Origin of the sequence: Vagococcus martis, from assembly GCF_002026305.1 — a bacterium.
Taxonomy (GTDB): Bacteria; Bacillota; Bacilli; order Lactobacillales; family Vagococcaceae; genus Vagococcus; species Vagococcus martis.
Genome location: NZ_MVAB01000001.1, coordinates 501,597 through 517,146, shown reverse-complemented (window position 1 = coordinate 517,146; position 15,550 = coordinate 501,597). Strand labels below are relative to the sequence as shown.

13 protein-coding genes are annotated in these 15,550 nt (G+C 33.1%); 9 read left to right on the top strand and 4 right to left on the bottom strand.

The window, feature by feature from the left end:
* The first annotated feature begins 11 nt into the window (after positions 1-11).
* The 4 genes from BW731_RS02535 (at position 12) to BW731_RS02520 (ending at position 5,502) form a co-directional block, all read left to right on the top strand.
* Positions 12-719 carry a response regulator transcription factor gene (locus BW731_RS02535; protein WP_079345436.1) on the top strand — a complete coding sequence of 236 codons (708 nt, stop codon included), beginning with the start codon at positions 12-14 and terminating at the stop codon, positions 717-719.
* Positions 719-2,485 carry a sensor histidine kinase gene (locus BW731_RS02530; protein WP_079345435.1) on the top strand — a complete coding sequence of 589 codons (1,767 nt, stop codon included), beginning with the start codon at positions 719-721 and terminating at the stop codon, positions 2,483-2,485. Before BW731_RS02535 ends, BW731_RS02530 begins: the two co-directional genes overlap by 1 nt.
* 105 nt (positions 2,486-2,590) lie before the next feature.
* A complete protein-coding gene (locus tag BW731_RS02525) occupies positions 2,591-3,031 on the top strand; it encodes a CopY/TcrY family copper transport repressor (RefSeq protein WP_079345433.1) in 441 nt (146 codons plus the stop codon).
* Between the two features lie 11 nt (positions 3,032-3,042).
* Positions 3,043-5,502: a heavy metal translocating P-type ATPase gene (locus tag BW731_RS02520; RefSeq protein WP_079345431.1), complete on the top strand. Its 2,460-nt coding sequence runs from the start codon at positions 3,043-3,045 to the stop codon at positions 5,500-5,502.
* A 24-nt stretch (positions 5,503-5,526) separates the two neighbouring features.
* Here the strand turns inward: BW731_RS02520 and apf are convergent, their stop codons facing one another.
* Entirely contained in the window at positions 5,527-6,096 is a 570-nt protein-coding gene (gene apf / locus BW731_RS02515; RefSeq protein WP_079345429.1) for an aggregation-promoting factor, read from the bottom strand.
* 500 nt (positions 6,097-6,596) lie between these two features.
* Here apf and BW731_RS02510 point away from each other — a divergent pair, with 500 nt between their 5' ends.
* The gene (locus tag BW731_RS02510; protein ID WP_079345427.1) at positions 6,597-7,409 is read left to right on the top strand and encodes a hypothetical protein; all 813 of its coding nucleotides are present in this window, start codon (positions 6,597-6,599) and stop codon (positions 7,407-7,409) included.
* Positions 7,410-7,470: 61 nt separating this feature from the next.
* Here the strand turns inward: BW731_RS02510 and BW731_RS02505 are convergent, their stop codons facing one another.
* Positions 7,471-8,805, bottom strand: a complete 1,335-nt coding sequence (locus BW731_RS02505) for an FAD-dependent oxidoreductase (RefSeq protein WP_079345425.1) — start codon at positions 8,803-8,805, stop codon at positions 7,471-7,473.
* Positions 8,806-9,156: 351 nt separating this feature from the next.
* On the opposite strand from BW731_RS02505, the gene BW731_RS02500 reads away from it, so the two are divergent.
* Together BW731_RS02500 and BW731_RS02495 are read left to right on the top strand one after the other, a co-directional pair.
* Positions 9,157-10,530: a glycoside hydrolase family 1 protein gene (locus tag BW731_RS02500; protein ID WP_079345423.1), complete on the top strand. Its 1,374-nt coding sequence runs from the start codon at positions 9,157-9,159 to the stop codon at positions 10,528-10,530.
* A 9-nt stretch (positions 10,531-10,539) separates the two neighbouring features.
* The gene (locus tag BW731_RS02495) at positions 10,540-11,400 is read left to right on the top strand and encodes an ROK family protein (RefSeq protein ID WP_079345421.1); all 861 of its coding nucleotides are present in this window, start codon (positions 10,540-10,542) and stop codon (positions 11,398-11,400) included.
* 150 nt (positions 11,401-11,550) lie between these two features.
* Here BW731_RS02495 and BW731_RS02490 read toward each other — a convergent pair whose 3' ends face one another.
* Together BW731_RS02490 and BW731_RS02485 are read right to left on the bottom strand one after the other, a co-directional pair.
* A complete protein-coding gene (locus tag BW731_RS02490; RefSeq protein ID WP_079345419.1) occupies positions 11,551-12,537 on the bottom strand; it encodes an aldose epimerase family protein in 987 nt (328 codons plus the stop codon).
* A 19-nt stretch (positions 12,538-12,556) separates the two neighbouring features.
* Entirely contained in the window at positions 12,557-13,123 is a 567-nt protein-coding gene (locus tag BW731_RS02485; RefSeq protein ID WP_079345417.1) for an HAD hydrolase-like protein, read from the bottom strand.
* Positions 13,124-13,374: 251 nt separating this feature from the next.
* On the opposite strand from BW731_RS02485, the gene ahpC reads away from it, so the two are divergent.
* Both ahpC and ahpF read left to right on the top strand, forming a co-directional pair.
* The gene (gene ahpC, locus BW731_RS02480; RefSeq protein WP_079345415.1) at positions 13,375-13,938 is read left to right on the top strand and encodes an alkyl hydroperoxide reductase subunit C; all 564 of its coding nucleotides are present in this window, start codon (positions 13,375-13,377) and stop codon (positions 13,936-13,938) included.
* A 10-nt stretch (positions 13,939-13,948) separates the two neighbouring features.
* Complete coding sequence (gene ahpF, locus BW731_RS02475; protein WP_079345413.1) at positions 13,949-15,475, top strand: alkyl hydroperoxide reductase subunit F; 1,527 nt, start codon at positions 13,949-13,951, stop codon at positions 15,473-15,475.
* Positions 15,476-15,550: the final 75 nt, after the last annotated feature.

Here is a 15,550-nt window from a genome sequence, read left to right as displayed (position 1 = left end):
GTATACAAGGAATGAAACGAATTTTAGTAGTTGATGATGAACAATCAATTACAACACTATTAAAGTATAATTTAGAAAAAGAAAACTTTGAAGTTGATGTTGTTCACGATGGTGAAGCAGCAATAGATTATGCCATGTCAAATAAGTATAGTTTTATTATATTAGATCTGATGTTACCTAAAATTAATGGATTTGATGTGACAAAAAAATTACGAAAAGAAAAAATAAGTACACCGATTATTATGTTAACGGCAAAAGATGAAACAATCGATAAGATTATTGGACTTGAAATAGGTGCAGATGACTATATAACAAAGCCGTTTAGTCCAAGAGAGTTGATTGCCAGACTCCGTGCTGTAGAAAGGCGTTTAGAAAATAAGTCTGATGATCTAGAAACATCTAGTCTTGATAATAATCAACTAATTATAGGAGAATTAATCGCTTATCCGAGAGATTATAAAGTCTTAAAACGAAATATTGAAGTTAATCTGACTAAAAAAGAGTTTGAATTGTTGATCTATTTTATGGAACGTCAAAATCGAATTATTGGCAGAGACGAGTTGATGTTATCCATTTGGAAAGACGATATGTATCATCTATCAAGAACAGTTGATATTCATGTTAGTCACTTACGAGAAAAAATAGAGGATGATGCGAAAAGTCCTAAATATATTAAGACAGTGAGAGGATTTGGGTATAAATTCCAGGAGCCAGAATAATGAAACAATTACAAAAAGTGATTAAGCCAGTTTGGATTATCGTTGTAACAATTATACTCGTTTTAGTAGGTGGTTATTATACCACCTACTTTTTTAAAAAGGACGTGATTGAGCAACAAACTAAGCAATTATCTAGAGAAATACAAATGCTAGAACCATTCATATCAGATGGTACAAGGATAATTATCGATGAAGTGAGATTAGAAAAAAGTGTTGGAAAGCATGAACGATTAACGATTATGGATGAGCATGGCGATATTTTGTATGATTCTTCAAAAAATAATTTGGTAAAAACAACAAGAAAGAATCGTCCAGAAATAAAAGAATTACTCGAAGAAGGGAAATCGGAAGCTGTTGCTATTCGAAATAGTGATACAGTTAATGAAAAATTAATTTATGTATCTAGACGAATTGAGAAGGATAATAAATTAATCGGAATTGTGAGATTATCTGAAACATATCAGGGGATTTCTCAATATGTTGAAAATTTCCAACGAATTGTTATTTCTATTATGATTCTGTTGTTTGTTGCCATTCTTATTATGGGGTATTACATTCGTCGTCAAACGAACAAACCAATTCAATTTATGCTACCCATTTTAAGGCAAGCGATTCAGAATCCAGAGAAAAAACAAAAGGTTATAGACGCGCCAGGAGAATGGCGTGAACTCTATCAAACGGTGTATGAATTAATGGAAGAAACGAATTTACTGTATTATAAGCAGTTAAAAAATGAAGAGACACTACATTTTTTATTTGAAAACTTAGACATCGGTATTTTTATTTTAAATGACAGTTTAGAATTGACTCTTGCTAATCGAGTGATTGAAGAGATGTTTCATAAAAAATGGACCATTTCTCCATATGATAAATGGTTTAATGAACCGACCTTGAATGAATTGATTCTACAAGCATATGAAACTGGAGAGCCCGTTCAAGGAGAAATTCGTATTGAAAAACCACTGACACAAGACTTAAGGATAGTTATTCGACAATTATCGATCGAAAATAATGAGTACGTTGGAATTATTTATGATGTCACGGAAGTAAGACAAGTTGAGCGGGTCCATGAAGATTTTATTAGTAATATTTCTCATGAATTAAAAACACCAACGACATCTATCATTGGTTTTTCTGAAACACTGCTAGCTGGTGCTAAAGATGATCCTGAAGCAAGCAAAGAGTTTTTAACAATCATTGAACGTGAAGCGCAGCGATTAATGAGTTTAATTCAAACCATTATGATGTTGTTGAAAACAGAAAAAGATATTTATATTATGGACTCATTTGTCGTTCATCCTAAACTTGTTGTAGAAGATGAAATAGATCGTTACCGATTCAAAGCCTATGATAAAAATATCACAGTGATTTTTGATGGTAATGTTTCAGATGATTTAGTTATACCAAATGATTCATTTCAAATTATTATCAAGAATTTATTAGAAAATGCGATTGAGTATTCTGAGGATAATAGTAAAATATTTGTTTATTTAACACAAACGAATAATGAATTAATTTTAAAAGTTGAAGACACAGGAATAGGTATTTCTGAAAAAGATCAAAAACGCATTTTTGAAAGATTTTATCGTGTTAGTCATTCAAGACAACGTAATAGCGGTGGCTCTGGTTTAGGGTTATCTCTAGTGCAACACTATGCTACTATTTTAGGTGGCCGTGTGAAACTTGTTAGTGAGTTGGGTGAAGGAACCACGGTGATTGTGAAAATTAATTTAGACGTGTTAAAATCTAAATACGAAGAAAAGTGATTAAAGGAATAGTTAGTAGCTATTTCTTTTTTTATTTCTTTATCGTTGACAATTGTAGACGATGGGTTTATAGTGTACTTATAAAATAATTAAGGGAGTGAATTCATGGTAACCAAAGAGAAACATGTTTCCATTACTCAAGCAGAGTGGGAAATAATGAAAGTTGTTTGGGCAAATGATTCAGTCACTAGTCGATTTGTTTTAGGTGTATTAGGAGATACGATGGAATGGAGTATATCGACAGTCAAAACATTATTGGCAAGACTTGTCGATAAAGAGTATTTAACCACTCAAAAAAATGGCAAGCAATTTATTTATGAAGCATTAGTGAATGAAGAAGTAGCAGTCAATACTTTATTAGAGCAAGATTTAGACAAAATTTGTCAAAAGAAAAAAGGCCGAATGCTTTATCAATTAATAGAAGAACAAGAATTATCAGAACAAGATATTGATAATTTAGTTGATTTGTTAACGATAAAAAAAAGAAATGCGCCAAAAAAAGTATCATGTAATTGTGTCGTTGGTCAGTGTAATTGTCATAAGTGAGGTGTATACAAATGGAAAAAAGAATTATTTTACCAGTAGAAGGAATGAGTTGTGCATCTTGTTCGAGTACAGTAGAAAAAGTTGTATCAAAACTCTCAGGTGTAAAAAAAGCCAGTGTTAATTTGGCTACTGAAAAATTAGATGTAACTTATGATACAGAGACTCTAAAAGAAGAAGATATCGCTAAAGCAGTGAAGGATGCAGGGTATGATGTTGTTGAACAATACGTGTCGGCGACATTTGATATTGAAGGAATGAGTTGTGCATCCTGTTCAAGTGCAGTTGAAAAAGCTGTCAGTAAGATGGATGGAGTCAAAGAAGTATCTGTTAATTTAGCAATAGAAAGTATGACGCTTTTATTTAATCCAGCCGTTACATCAAAAGAAGATATTATTAACGTTGTATCTGATGCTGGATACTCAGCAATTGATAGAGAAGTAGAGAAAGTCAGTACAGACACAAAAGAAGATAATAAAGAAAAACACATAAAAGTTATGTGGAAGAGATTTATTTCTTCCGCAATTTTCACTGTGCCACTACTTTATATCTCAATGGGGCATATGGTTGGTCTACCTTTACCAACAGTGATTGATCCGATGCATTCACCAGTAGCATTTGCGTTGACCCAATTAGTTTTAACCATTCCCGTTATCGCAATAGGATGGCCATTTTTTACGGTTGGTTTTAAAGCGTTAGTCAAAAGACATCCTAATATGGATTCTCTTGTTGCTCTTGGAACAAGTGCTGCAACACTTTATAGTATCTATGGGACAATTCAAGTGATTTTAGGAGATAGTAGCTTTGCAATGAATCTGTATTATGAATCAGCCGCAACTATTCTGACTTTAATTACACTTGGAAAATATTTTGAAGCTGTGTCAAAAGGGAAAACATCTGAGGCGATTAAAACTCTAATAAATCTCGCACCAAAAACAGCATCTGTAATTCGTGATGATGTAGAAGTTAGTATTCCAGTTGAAGAAGTGGTCTTAGGGGATGTATTAATCGTGCGTCCGGGTGAAAAAATCCCTGTTGATGGCGACGTTATTTCAGGAAATAGTGCGGTGGATGAATCAATGATTACTGGTGAGAGTATTCCCGTTGAGAAAAGAGTTGGAGATAAAGTAGTTAGTGCTAGCTTAAATAAAACAGGAAGTTTTAAATTTAGAGCGACTAAAGTTGGGCAAGATACAACATTATCACAAATAATCAAATTAGTTGAAGAAGCACAGGGATCTAAAGCACCGATTGCGCAATTAGCAGATAAAGTATCTGGAGTATTTGTTCCGATTGTTATTGTCTTAGCGATTGTATCTGGCTTATTATGGTATTTTTTAGGACAAGAATCATGGATTTTTGCGTTGACGATTACCATTTCTGTTTTAGTTATTGCCTGTCCATGTGCGTTAGGTCTCGCAACACCAACAGCTATCATGGTTGGAACAGGTAAGGGTGCTGAAAATGGTATTTTGATAAAAAGTGGTGAAGCACTAGAAACTGCTCATCAACTCGATACCATAGTATTTGATAAAACTGGAACCATTACAGAAGGCAAACCTGTTGTAACAGATGTTTTAGTATTTGATGAGTTAAGAGAAACTGATATTCTCCAGTTAACTGCTTCAGCAGAAGTTCATTCTGAACACCCGTTAGGACAAGCTATTGTTGAAAAAGCAAAAGAGATGACAATTGATTTATTATCAATTTCTGATTTCGTAGCGATACCGGGTCAAGGAATTACTGTTTCTGTTGATAGTATTTCGTACTACATTGGAAATAAACGCTTAATGACTGAGCAAAAAATCAATTTAGATGACAAAAAAGAAGCAGTAAATAGATTAGCACAAGAAGGTAAAACACCGATGTATGTGGCAACTAAACAAAAAGTAGTTGGGATTATTGCAGTAGCTGATCCGATTAAACCAAGTAGCATTAAAGCTATTACGACATTAAAAAAATTAGGAAAACAAGTGGTCATGTTGACGGGAGATAATGAGTTGACAGCCAAAGCCATCGCTAGTCAAGTAGGTATTGATACAGTTGTCAGTGAGGTATTGCCAGAAGATAAAGCAAATCAAGTGGCACGATTGCAAAAACAAGGTAAGAAAGTTGGCATGGTTGGTGATGGGATTAATGATGCACCAGCTTTAGCTCAAGCAGACATCGGGTTAGCAATTGGTAATGGAACAGATGTGGCGATTGAATCTGCCGATGTTGTGCTAATGAATGATGATTTAAAAAGTGTCGCAACAGCAATAGAGCTATCTGATGCGACAATGAGAAATATTAAAGAAAATCTTTTCTGGGCATTTGGATACAATATATTAGGTATTCCTGTAGCAATGGGTGTATTACATTTATTTGGTGGACCACTACTTAATCCTATAATTGCAGGAGCTGCGATGAGTTTTAGTTCCGTTTCTGTTTTATTGAATGCTCTTCGTTTAAAAAGATTTAAACCAAAACAATAAAAAAAACCTCAAATGAGGTTTTTTTTAGTACCAACCGTTATTCATCCAAAATGCTTGAGCGTTTTCCCATGAACCATAACGACCAGCAACATATTGATCTGCAACACGTTCTTGGTTTGCTGGAGAGTAGTCACCATTTAAATAACTTGGGTCTAATTGGTAACGTCCGATATGGTGTCCATTAGTTGCATTATAGTCACCACCTGATTCTCTTTGAGCAATCCATTCTTTTGCACTAGAAGTTGTAGCAGGAGCTGAAGACACAGCTGCTTGAGTTTCTTGTTGTGGTGCAACATAAGTGTTTTCTTCTTGTACAGGTTCAGAAGTAACAGCTGATGTTTCCACAGGTGTTGTTGTTTTTCCATCTGTTTTAATGGTTAATTCTTGACCTGGGAAGATCATATGCATATTTTTAATATTATTGTCTTTAGCGATTTGTTCGATGTTGTTGTTTGAGCCAAAGAATTCAACTGAGATAGAAGAAAGAGTGTCTCCAGCTTTTACAGTGTATACAGAGTCAGCAAGTACAGTTGTACTGAATAATAGTCCTAATGCAAATGTGCTACCAAATATTAATGTTTTTAGTGATTTCATAAATTTAAAAATCTCCTTTTAAAATTGTTTTAATTTACTTCGTTGATATCCAACGACAAGATATACTTTACCATCGAATCATATTTCTTAGGTGAAAGAATGAGTGAAATTTGGTAACAAAATATAGTTTAATATTACAATTTTTGACATATAGAAATATTTATTTGTTCATAATATGTAACGAACTATAAAACAGTGTTTTTACTACTTATTTAACATATAATGACTAAAATATTTTTTATTATGTAATAAAAACAATGTAATATGATAATTTTTGAGTGAAATTATTAATTGTTTTTCATTATAAGTTATTATAATAAACTGATAATTATTACAGATGTTACTAAGTTAATTTGTTTTGTTACATTGTTGTCTTTTTATAAAACCATCGAATAAGTGAAAAAATGATAAAATTGTTGATTTATTTATAAAATCTTTTGTAAAACCAGTTATTTTTGAATATACTGTATATAGTAGATATTGAAGGGGGATAGGTTAGTATGTTAGTGGATTCAAATTTACCCGTTGAAAGAGATAAATTACAAAATAGATTTGCGAGATTAGTAAAGGAAGATAATGATATTATTGGTGCCTATTTTAGTGGTTCAATTGGCGATAAGACGGAAGACTTTTATTCTGATATTAATGCACGTATCATTCTAAAACCAGGTATTCAAATAGAACAGAAGCAACGTGAGATCATTCGATCAATTGGCGATTATTTATTTATCGAATTATTTGATTATAATCATTCGATTATTCATTATGCAACATTTATCAAACTTGATTTGATGGTATACACATTAGAAATGTTAGAGCCTAGTATTTTATATAAACATATTGAGATTATTAAAGATGATGGGACTTTGACCGAGTTACATAATTTATCAAAGGGTATGCAATATGTTGTGACGCAAGAAGTCTTTGATCATATATTAAATCAATACTATGCAGATTATTTTAATTTATATCGTGCATGGAGAAGAAATGAAAGTAATCATATCGAGTCAATTGTTTTGTCTATTAAACAACATCTGGTATCAATGTGGTACTTATCAAAAGGTACTGAGCCAAATATAGATGACGATTGGCGAAACTATGAAGGTGAAAAATCTCGATTGTCTCATCTAGAAAAAGAATTCATATTATCTTATACACCTTTTGATATTAAGGAAATAGAAGTATTTACAAATAAAATTGCTATCTTGATGTTAGAAGCAAGTGAAAAAGTAGCCGTATATGATGATTTATTTTTTTCAAGACCTAATTTCATGAAAGTTCATGATCGCATTTCTTTTACAGATGAAATATAAAAAAATCCTTAAAGTCGATTAAACGGCTTTAAGGATTTTTTACTCTATATAATAGTAGAAACTAGTTCATAGCTGCTTGGGCTAATAAATTTAAATAGTTCCACGGACGATCAAAATGAGGTTGGAAGAAGAAGTCTGATAATGCTAAATCTTCAACTGTCATCTCATTTTGAACGGCTAAAGACAATGTGTTAGCTGACTGAGTGATATCATATTTAGACATTAATTGACCGCCTAATATGCGTTTTGTATCCTTGTCAAATACCAGTTGCATCATAACTTTTTCTGTTGTAGGCATGAATTCTGGACGGTAGTTATCTTCTAAATATGCCATATCAGCATTAATCCCTTGAGCCAATGCATTTTCTATGGTTAAACCAGTAGACCCAATTTTCCAACCAAATAAATACAAACCTGATGTTCCTTGAGTTCCACGATAAGCTAGGGTTGGTTTTTCAATGTTTTTTCCAACTAATAAACCTTGTCTGACAGCGTTTGTTGCTAAAGGAATATAGTTATCTGACTGTGTTGGGTTATAGTGAACAATTGCACTATCACCTGCAGCAAAAATATCAGGCTGACTTGTTTGCATATACTCGTTCACTTTAATCGCACCATTAGGTAGTTTTTCAACTTTGTCACCTAATAATTCTGTCGAAGGTTTAAATCCAACACACAGAATCACCATGTCTGCTTCAAAAGATTTAGAAGCCGTATGTACTTTTTTCACATTAGATTGCTCATCAGACTCAAAGCGTGCAACATTTTCTCCTAATGCCAGTGTGACCCCTTGACTAAGTAATTCTTGTTCTAGTTTATCTGTAAAAGGTTTATCTAAATATTTATTTAAAATACGATCCAGGCCATCTATCAAGGTGACGTCTTTACCTGATTCGACAAACGCTTCAACTAGTTCAATACCTATATATCCACCACCCACAACAACGATTTTTTTGGCATCTTTAGCAGAGTCGATGATTTTATTTGCTTGATTATAATTTTTACATAATAAAATATTATTGGCTTTAATTCCTGGAATAGGAGGGACAATAGGCCATGATCCTGTTGTCATCACTAATTTATCATATGACGTAATGCTTGTTTCATTTGTTTTCAAGTTGACAGCTGTCACTTGTTTAAGTTCAGTATCGATGGATGTCACATTATGCTCCATGTTTACTGTAGCACCTAGAGAAGCTAGCTCCTCAGGATTTGAGTAGAATAAGTCTTGCGCATTTTTGACAACGCCACCAACGTAGAGTGCGATTCCACATGATAGGAACGACACATTATCGTTTCTTTCATAGACAATCACTTCGGCTTCTGGTGATTCTTTTAAAATACTTTTTACTGCTGATGTCCCTGCATGAGTACATCCTATAACAACAACTTTCATTGTATCCATCCTTATATGTATGATTTATCACAAATACATCTATATGTGACATGTGCAAAATATAACAGAAAGTAAAATCAATGTATAACATTATGCTTGTGAATGACAAAGTACAAAAAGGGGTATTAACGAAACTTCATGCTCATTAAATATCAAGTGATTTGTTTTATATAGAGTTAGTTATGTAACATGAATGAACAGGTATTCAAAAAGGTGTCTATTCTTTTTTTATTATAAAAATTTCACAATATTATATGATATATCAAATATTTTTTTAGATGTTTTTCTTTATAAAAGATATATCTTATTTTATAATAGATAGTAAAGATAATGAGATAAGGAGTGGGTATCATGTTAAAATTTCCAGTTAATTTTTTATGGGGATCAGCAGCATCAGCACCTCAAACAGAAGGGCATTCATTAGGTAATGGAAAAAGTGCGACAACATGGGATAAATGGTTTGAGTTAAATCCTGAGAAATTTCATGCAAATGAAGGACCGGAAAACACGTCTAATGTGTATGAGGAATACATTAATGATATTAAACGAATGAAAGAGATTGGATTAAATTCTTATCGTACCTCTATTTCATGGGCAAGATTGTTACCGGATGGGAAAAAGATTAATCAAGAAGCTGTGATGTTTTATCGAGATTACTTTCAAACAATGTTAGATGAAGGGATTCATCCAATCGTTAATTTGTTTCATTTTGATATGCCTTGGTGGCTAATGGAAAAAGGTGGTTGGGAGACAAGGGAATCAGTCGAAGCATTTCATTTTTATGCTAAAACAGCTTTTGAGTTATTTGGTGATTTGGTGAGTGACTGGGTAACATTTAATGAACCACTCGTTCATATTGAATGTGGGTATCTTTATGGTTATCATTACCCAGCTATTATTGATTTAAAAAAAGCAATTCAAGTTGGTTTTCATACACTGATGGCACATGTTTATGCAGTTCAAGCATTTCGTGATACTCAAAATGATGGTAGAATTGGTATTATATTAAATGTGACACCTACATATGCTAAAAGTGATAAAAGACAAGATCAAGAAGCAAAAAGAAAAGCTGATTTATTGATAATAAAAAGTTTTTTAGATCCATGTGTATTAGGGACTATTCCGGTTGAACTAAGTGAACTATTATTAGAAAATGATTTAACACCTGATATTTTATCAGATGATAAAAAAGCTATTTCTCGTAATCTTGTTGATTTTATTGGAATAAATTATTATCAACCAATGAGAGTTCAAGCACCTAGAGAAATTCGACACCCAGCTATTTTTCCGACGGATTTTTATGAGTCATACGATTGGCCTGACAAGAGGATTAATCCTTATCGTGGATGGGAAATTTATCCAGAAGCGATGTATGATGTGGCTATAATGATGAAAGACGATTATGGTAATATTCCTTGGTATGTATCAGAAAATGGGATGGGAGTCGCAGATGAAGAGCGTTTCATGGATGAATCTGGTATGATAATAGATAATTATCGAATTGAGTTTATGAAAGAGCATTTAGAATACCTACATCGAGGAATTGAAGAAGGTAGCAATTGTTTTGGTTACCATACATGGACATTTGTAGATTGTTGGTCATGGCTAAATGGGTATAAAAATCGTTATGGTTTTTATCGTGTGGATTTAAAAAATAACTATCAACGTACTGTAAAAAAAAGCGGATTATGGTTTAAAGAATTATCTAAAAATAATGGATTTTGAGGTGTTAATATGACAAATTTGGCTGTATTTGATATAGGAGGAACGGCAGTAAAATGTGGTTTGTGGGAAGATGGCAGTTTATCGTTTAATACACAATTTTTTACTCCCAAAAATTTAGATTCAATAATTGAACAAATGAAGAAAGTAATCAACCATTACCCGGTAGATGTAGAAGGAGTAGCTATCAGCTCTCCAGGTGTGGTTGATGCTAAGGCTCGGATAATTGATGGCATTAGTGCAGTACCATATCTTCATAATTGCCCGATATTTGATATATTTGAAAAAGCTTTTAAATTGCCAATTCGAATTGAAAATGATGCGAATTGTGCAGGGATTGCTGAGATGAATTGTGGAGTGGGGACAAATGTCAATCACGCACTATTTCTTGTTTTAGGAACGGGTGTTGGTGGAGCAGTATTTATTAATGGTTCCCTTTATAAAGGAGCTCACTTATTTGGTGGAGAATTTGGTTTGATGAAAAATCATACAAATAGAATATTGAGTGAAACAGGTACAATTGTTAAGGCGACTAAGGCATATGAAAAAGTTACTGGCGAAGTAATTGATGGAAAACAATTGTTTAGATTAGCCAGTTTAAGAGATCCACTAGCCAATGAATTATTGGATACGATGTATGAAAACATTTCTCAAATACTATATGATTTACAAGTGGCTTTGGATCCAGAGATGATTATCGTTGGTGGGGCTATTTCAGAAAGACCAGAAGTGATTGATGAATTACAAAAAAGGTTATATGAAAAGTTAGCAAGTGTTCGATTGCAACACATCACACCAGTAGTATCAGCATGTCAGTTTAAAAATGATGCTAATTTAATCGGAGCTGCAATTAATTTTATAGAAACAATATAAAAAGAGGGTGACCTAAAAGACGTAAAATAAAAAAAATCCCATGAAAACAGTTTATTAAAACACTGACTTTATGGGACTTTTGTTTTATTAATTTGGTGATTTTTATTTTAAAAAGTGACTTTTTGGCTGACCTTTTGATTATTAATGTCATCAAACAAAGAATTGATAGGTAGTATGCCACGTTTTAATTTGTTGCTTTTTGAGATCAATATTTCCTAAGTGAGGATGATTTACCACATCAGGTAGTTCCTGAGTCTCAATTGCGATGCCTAATTGAGAATGCATTTTTTCTCCCGATACTGATTGATCAGTAGCAAATCCTGTTGTAGAAAACACAACAGCAGCTTGCCTATCAGATAATAGCTGAATATTTCTTCCATTATCTGGTTGACTTAATATAATTTGAGGCTGTTCAGATGTCAGTAAAAAAGCATCATCAATGCCGTTAGGTAAAGAATTTAGGGCTTCTTTTAGTAAGCGAGGTTGTCTAAAATCATAACCAGTGTTCGTTACGTCAAGTAATTCTCCCGTAGGAATCGTTTCGTCATCTGTTTCTAAAATACTATCTGCGTGGATGGTTAATAGATGATTGGTGATATCTTGTTTATCCTTACCATTTAAATTAAAGTAAATATGATTAGTAGGATTGACAATTGTATCACTGTCAGAGTGGCAACTTGTTGTCATTTCAATTGCGTCATCTGTTACTTTATAAGAATTTTTGACATAAATTGGTCCGGGATAATCTGTTAATGTGTCTTTTAACATAAAATGAACAATCGTACCTTCGTCATGTTCTTCAATATCAAATGCCCAAAATTGATGCCACCAGCCATTACTGCCTCCATGCAAGTGATGGTTCCCATTATTTTTTTCAAATTGATACCCATTCCATTTTCCTTCTTTAATACGTCCAGCTACAGGTCCAACTAGTGCACCAAATTGAGCAGTATCATTGATAATTTCTTCCGGAGTATCTGGTGAAAGTAAAATGTTATCTTTATTACCAAATCTATCTGGAGTGATCCATTTTTGAATTCTAGCCCCAAAATCAACGAACGTGACACTGTGATTTGATTTTGTAACGGTAATATAATGGATATCTGTTTGTTTATCGTGAGTAATATTGTAAGTCATTGGTTTCCTCCCAAATTTTTTAAAAAAAACATAATGTTAACTCTTCGGTATTTTGAATGGTGAAATCAGTTGAATATGATAGGTCATTCTGTGATAACAGTATGGATATTATTGGTTTATTATCCATAGCATTAAGAGTTACTAAATCATCTATAACAAGAATATCATATGTCACTTTGTTTAAGTCATTTGATGTGATTAGTTTAATATACGACGGTAGTTCTAATTGCTCGATTAATTTATTTGCCAAGTCATCGTCAGATACCGCATAAATCAATACATTTTGTTTATGAGCGTCAGTTATTAATGCGAGAATTCCAGGATAAATATCGTCGTCATCAATATCGTCTAATTCGTCATCATATAACCTATTTTTTTCTAGAATGAGTTCCTCCTTTTGTTGATGTGACAAGTTATCTATCTCTTCTAACCACTGATGATTTCGAAATACTTTTTGTTCCTCAAAAGACAACTCGTTTGGAATAGTTATATTAAAAGAACGACAAGCATCTAGGAAACATTCATAGTGGAGATAAGTTGTATCCGTTATTAAACCATCTAAGGGTAGTACAATTGTTGAAAACACAAGACACCTCTCTATATCTGTAATGAAAGAGTTTACTAAGTTCATTTTAACGAAATAATAAACGTTTGTCACTGGTTATTAGGTGATAATAAGAATAGGCTAAAAGTATATAAATGTATAATATGTGTTATTTTAATGAATGTTGTCAGTTATATAAGTTAATGTTTGACTTAAAAAGATTATTTGTTTACAATGATTATAAATAAGGCTCATTTAAATTAGAGCGAATAAATATATGGAGGGTTATTATTATGTCATTAATTGGAAAAGAAGTAGAAGAATTTAACGCACAAGCTTACCACAAAGGAGAATTTATCTCTGTTTCTAATGAAGATTTAAAAGGTAAATGGAGTATTATTTGTTTTTATCCTGCTGACTTTACGTTTGTTTGTCCAACTGAGTTAGAAGACTTACAAGAGCAATATGCAACATTGAAAGAGTTAGGTGTGGAAGTTTATTCTTGTTCAACAGATACACACTTTACACACAAAGCGTGGCATGATACATCTGATGCGATTGGTAAAATTGAATACATCATGTTAGCAGACCCATCACATACCATTTCACGCCAATTTGACGTTTTAGATGAAGAAGCAGGTGCAGCACAACGTGGAACATTTATTATTGATCCAGATGGTGTTGTTCAAACAATTGAAATCAATGCTGATGGTATTGGACGTGAAGCAAGTGTTTTAGTTGATAAAATTCGTGCAGCACAATATGTACGTGAAAATCCAGGCGAAGTTTGTCCTGCTAAATGGAAAGAAAATGGTGAAACATTAAAACCAAGTTTTGATTTAGTCGGAAAAATATAAGGAGAAAAATATGTTAGATAATGACACAAAAGCTCAATTAAAGCAGTATTTAGAATTACTTGAATCCGACATAGAGTTTAAAGCGAGTTTGGATGAGAGTGACTCTTCAAATAAAGTAAGAGAATTCCTAACAGGAGTTTGTGAGTTGTCACCACGATTAACACTGGTTGAAGAAACATTAAAAAGAACACCTAGTTTTGAGATTAATCAACCAGGTCAAACAAGTGGTGTGACGTTTGCAGGACTGCCTTTAGGACATGAATTTTCATCATTTATTTTAGCGTTATTACAAGTGAGTGGACGTGCACCTAAAGTTGAAGACTCAGTAATTAATGTGATTAAAAAAATTGATGAGCCAATGAGTTTTGAAACATTTGTTAGTTTAACATGCCATAATTGTCCAGATGTCGTTCAAGCACTAAACATTATGAGTGTTGTTAATCCAAACATTTCTCACACGATGATTGAAGGCGGTATGTATCAAGACGAAGTTAATGAGAAAAAAGTCATGGCAGTGCCTACCGTTTTTCTAAATGGTGAGGAATTTTCAAGTGGTCGTATGGAATTGAGTACTATTTTAGAAAAAATTCTTGGTAGTGTTGATATCAGTGATATCGATCAAGAAAATCCATATGATGTGCTTGTGATTGGTGGAGGACCTGCTGGTGGAGCTGCCGCAATTTATGCAGCAAGAAAAGGAATCCGCACTGGAATGGTAGTTGATACATTCGGTGGCCAAGTGATGGATACATTAGGTATTGAAAATGTCATTGGCACACCTTATATAGAAGGCCCACAGTTGATGAATCAAGTCGAAGAGCATGTGAAACAATACAATGTTGATATTATGAAAAATCAACGAGCAAAAGATATTCAGAAAAATGATTTTGTTGAAGTGTCTCTAGAAAGCGGAGCAGTGGTAAAAACGAAATCATTAGTTATTTCAACAGGTGCTAGATGGCGAAACATCAATGTACCTGGTGAAAAAGAATTTAAAAATAAAGGGATTGCCTATTGTCCTCACTGTGACGGCCCATTATTTGCAGGCAAAGATATTGCGGTTATTGGTGGAGGAAATTCTGGTATTGAGGCTGCTATTGATTTAGCTGGTATGGGGAAACATGTTTATGTACTAGAATTTTTACCTGAATTAAAAGCCGATAAAGTGTTACAAGATAAATTACATTCACTACCTAATGTTACTGTGATAACGAATGCGGCAACTAAATCAATTGAGGGTAGTGATAGTGTTGAAAAATTAGTTTATGAAGATGTTAATACTAAAGAACAACATGAATTAAATGTCAGCGGTGTGTTCATCTTGATTGGGTTAGTACCCAATACAGAATGGTTACCAGACACAATTGACACAACAGATCGTGGTGAAATCTTAGTTGATAGTCATGGTATGACTAATGTTCCAGGCGTTTTTGCTGCAGGAGATTGTACAAATAGTGCGTACAAACAAATTATTATCTCTATGGGAAGTGGTGCAACAGCTGCTTTAGGCGCGTTTGATTATTTGATTCGTCAATAACTAAAAAAACTGATTCCGATTATGGGGTCAGTTTTTTTGTATGCTATTATGTTTTACATAGTAGTTGTATTGTGA

Bases quoted from the DNA above. Each gene is read 5' to 3' on its own strand.
- BW731_RS02505 (WP_079345425.1), bottom strand. From the start codon at position 8,805: ATGAAAGTTGTTGTTATAGGATGTACTCATGCAGGGACATCAGCAGTA.
- BW731_RS02535 (WP_079345436.1), top strand. From the start codon at position 12: ATGAAACGAATTTTAGTAGTTGATGATGAACAATCAATTACAACACTA.
- BW731_RS02530 (WP_079345435.1), top strand. From the start codon at position 719: ATGAAACAATTACAAAAAGTGATTAAGCCAGTTTGGATTATCGTTGTA.
- BW731_RS02490 (WP_079345419.1), bottom strand. From the start codon at position 12,537: ATGACTTACAATATTACTCACGATAAACAAACAGATATCCATTATATT.
- BW731_RS02520 (WP_079345431.1), top strand. From the start codon at position 3,043: ATGGAAAAAAGAATTATTTTACCAGTAGAAGGAATGAGTTGTGCATCT.
- ahpF (WP_079345413.1), top strand. From the start codon at position 13,949: ATGTTAGATAATGACACAAAAGCTCAATTAAAGCAGTATTTAGAATTA.
- ahpC (WP_079345415.1), top strand. From the start codon at position 13,375: ATGTCATTAATTGGAAAAGAAGTAGAAGAATTTAACGCACAAGCTTAC.
- BW731_RS02495 (WP_079345421.1), top strand. From the start codon at position 10,540: ATGACAAATTTGGCTGTATTTGATATAGGAGGAACGGCAGTAAAATGT.
- BW731_RS02510 (WP_079345427.1), top strand. From the start codon at position 6,597: ATGTTAGTGGATTCAAATTTACCCGTTGAAAGAGATAAATTACAAAAT.
- BW731_RS02525 (WP_079345433.1), top strand. From the start codon at position 2,591: ATGGTAACCAAAGAGAAACATGTTTCCATTACTCAAGCAGAGTGGGAA.
- apf (WP_079345429.1), bottom strand. From the start codon at position 6,096: ATGAAATCACTAAAAACATTAATATTTGGTAGCACATTTGCATTAGGA.
- BW731_RS02500 (WP_079345423.1), top strand. From the start codon at position 9,157: ATGTTAAAATTTCCAGTTAATTTTTTATGGGGATCAGCAGCATCAGCA.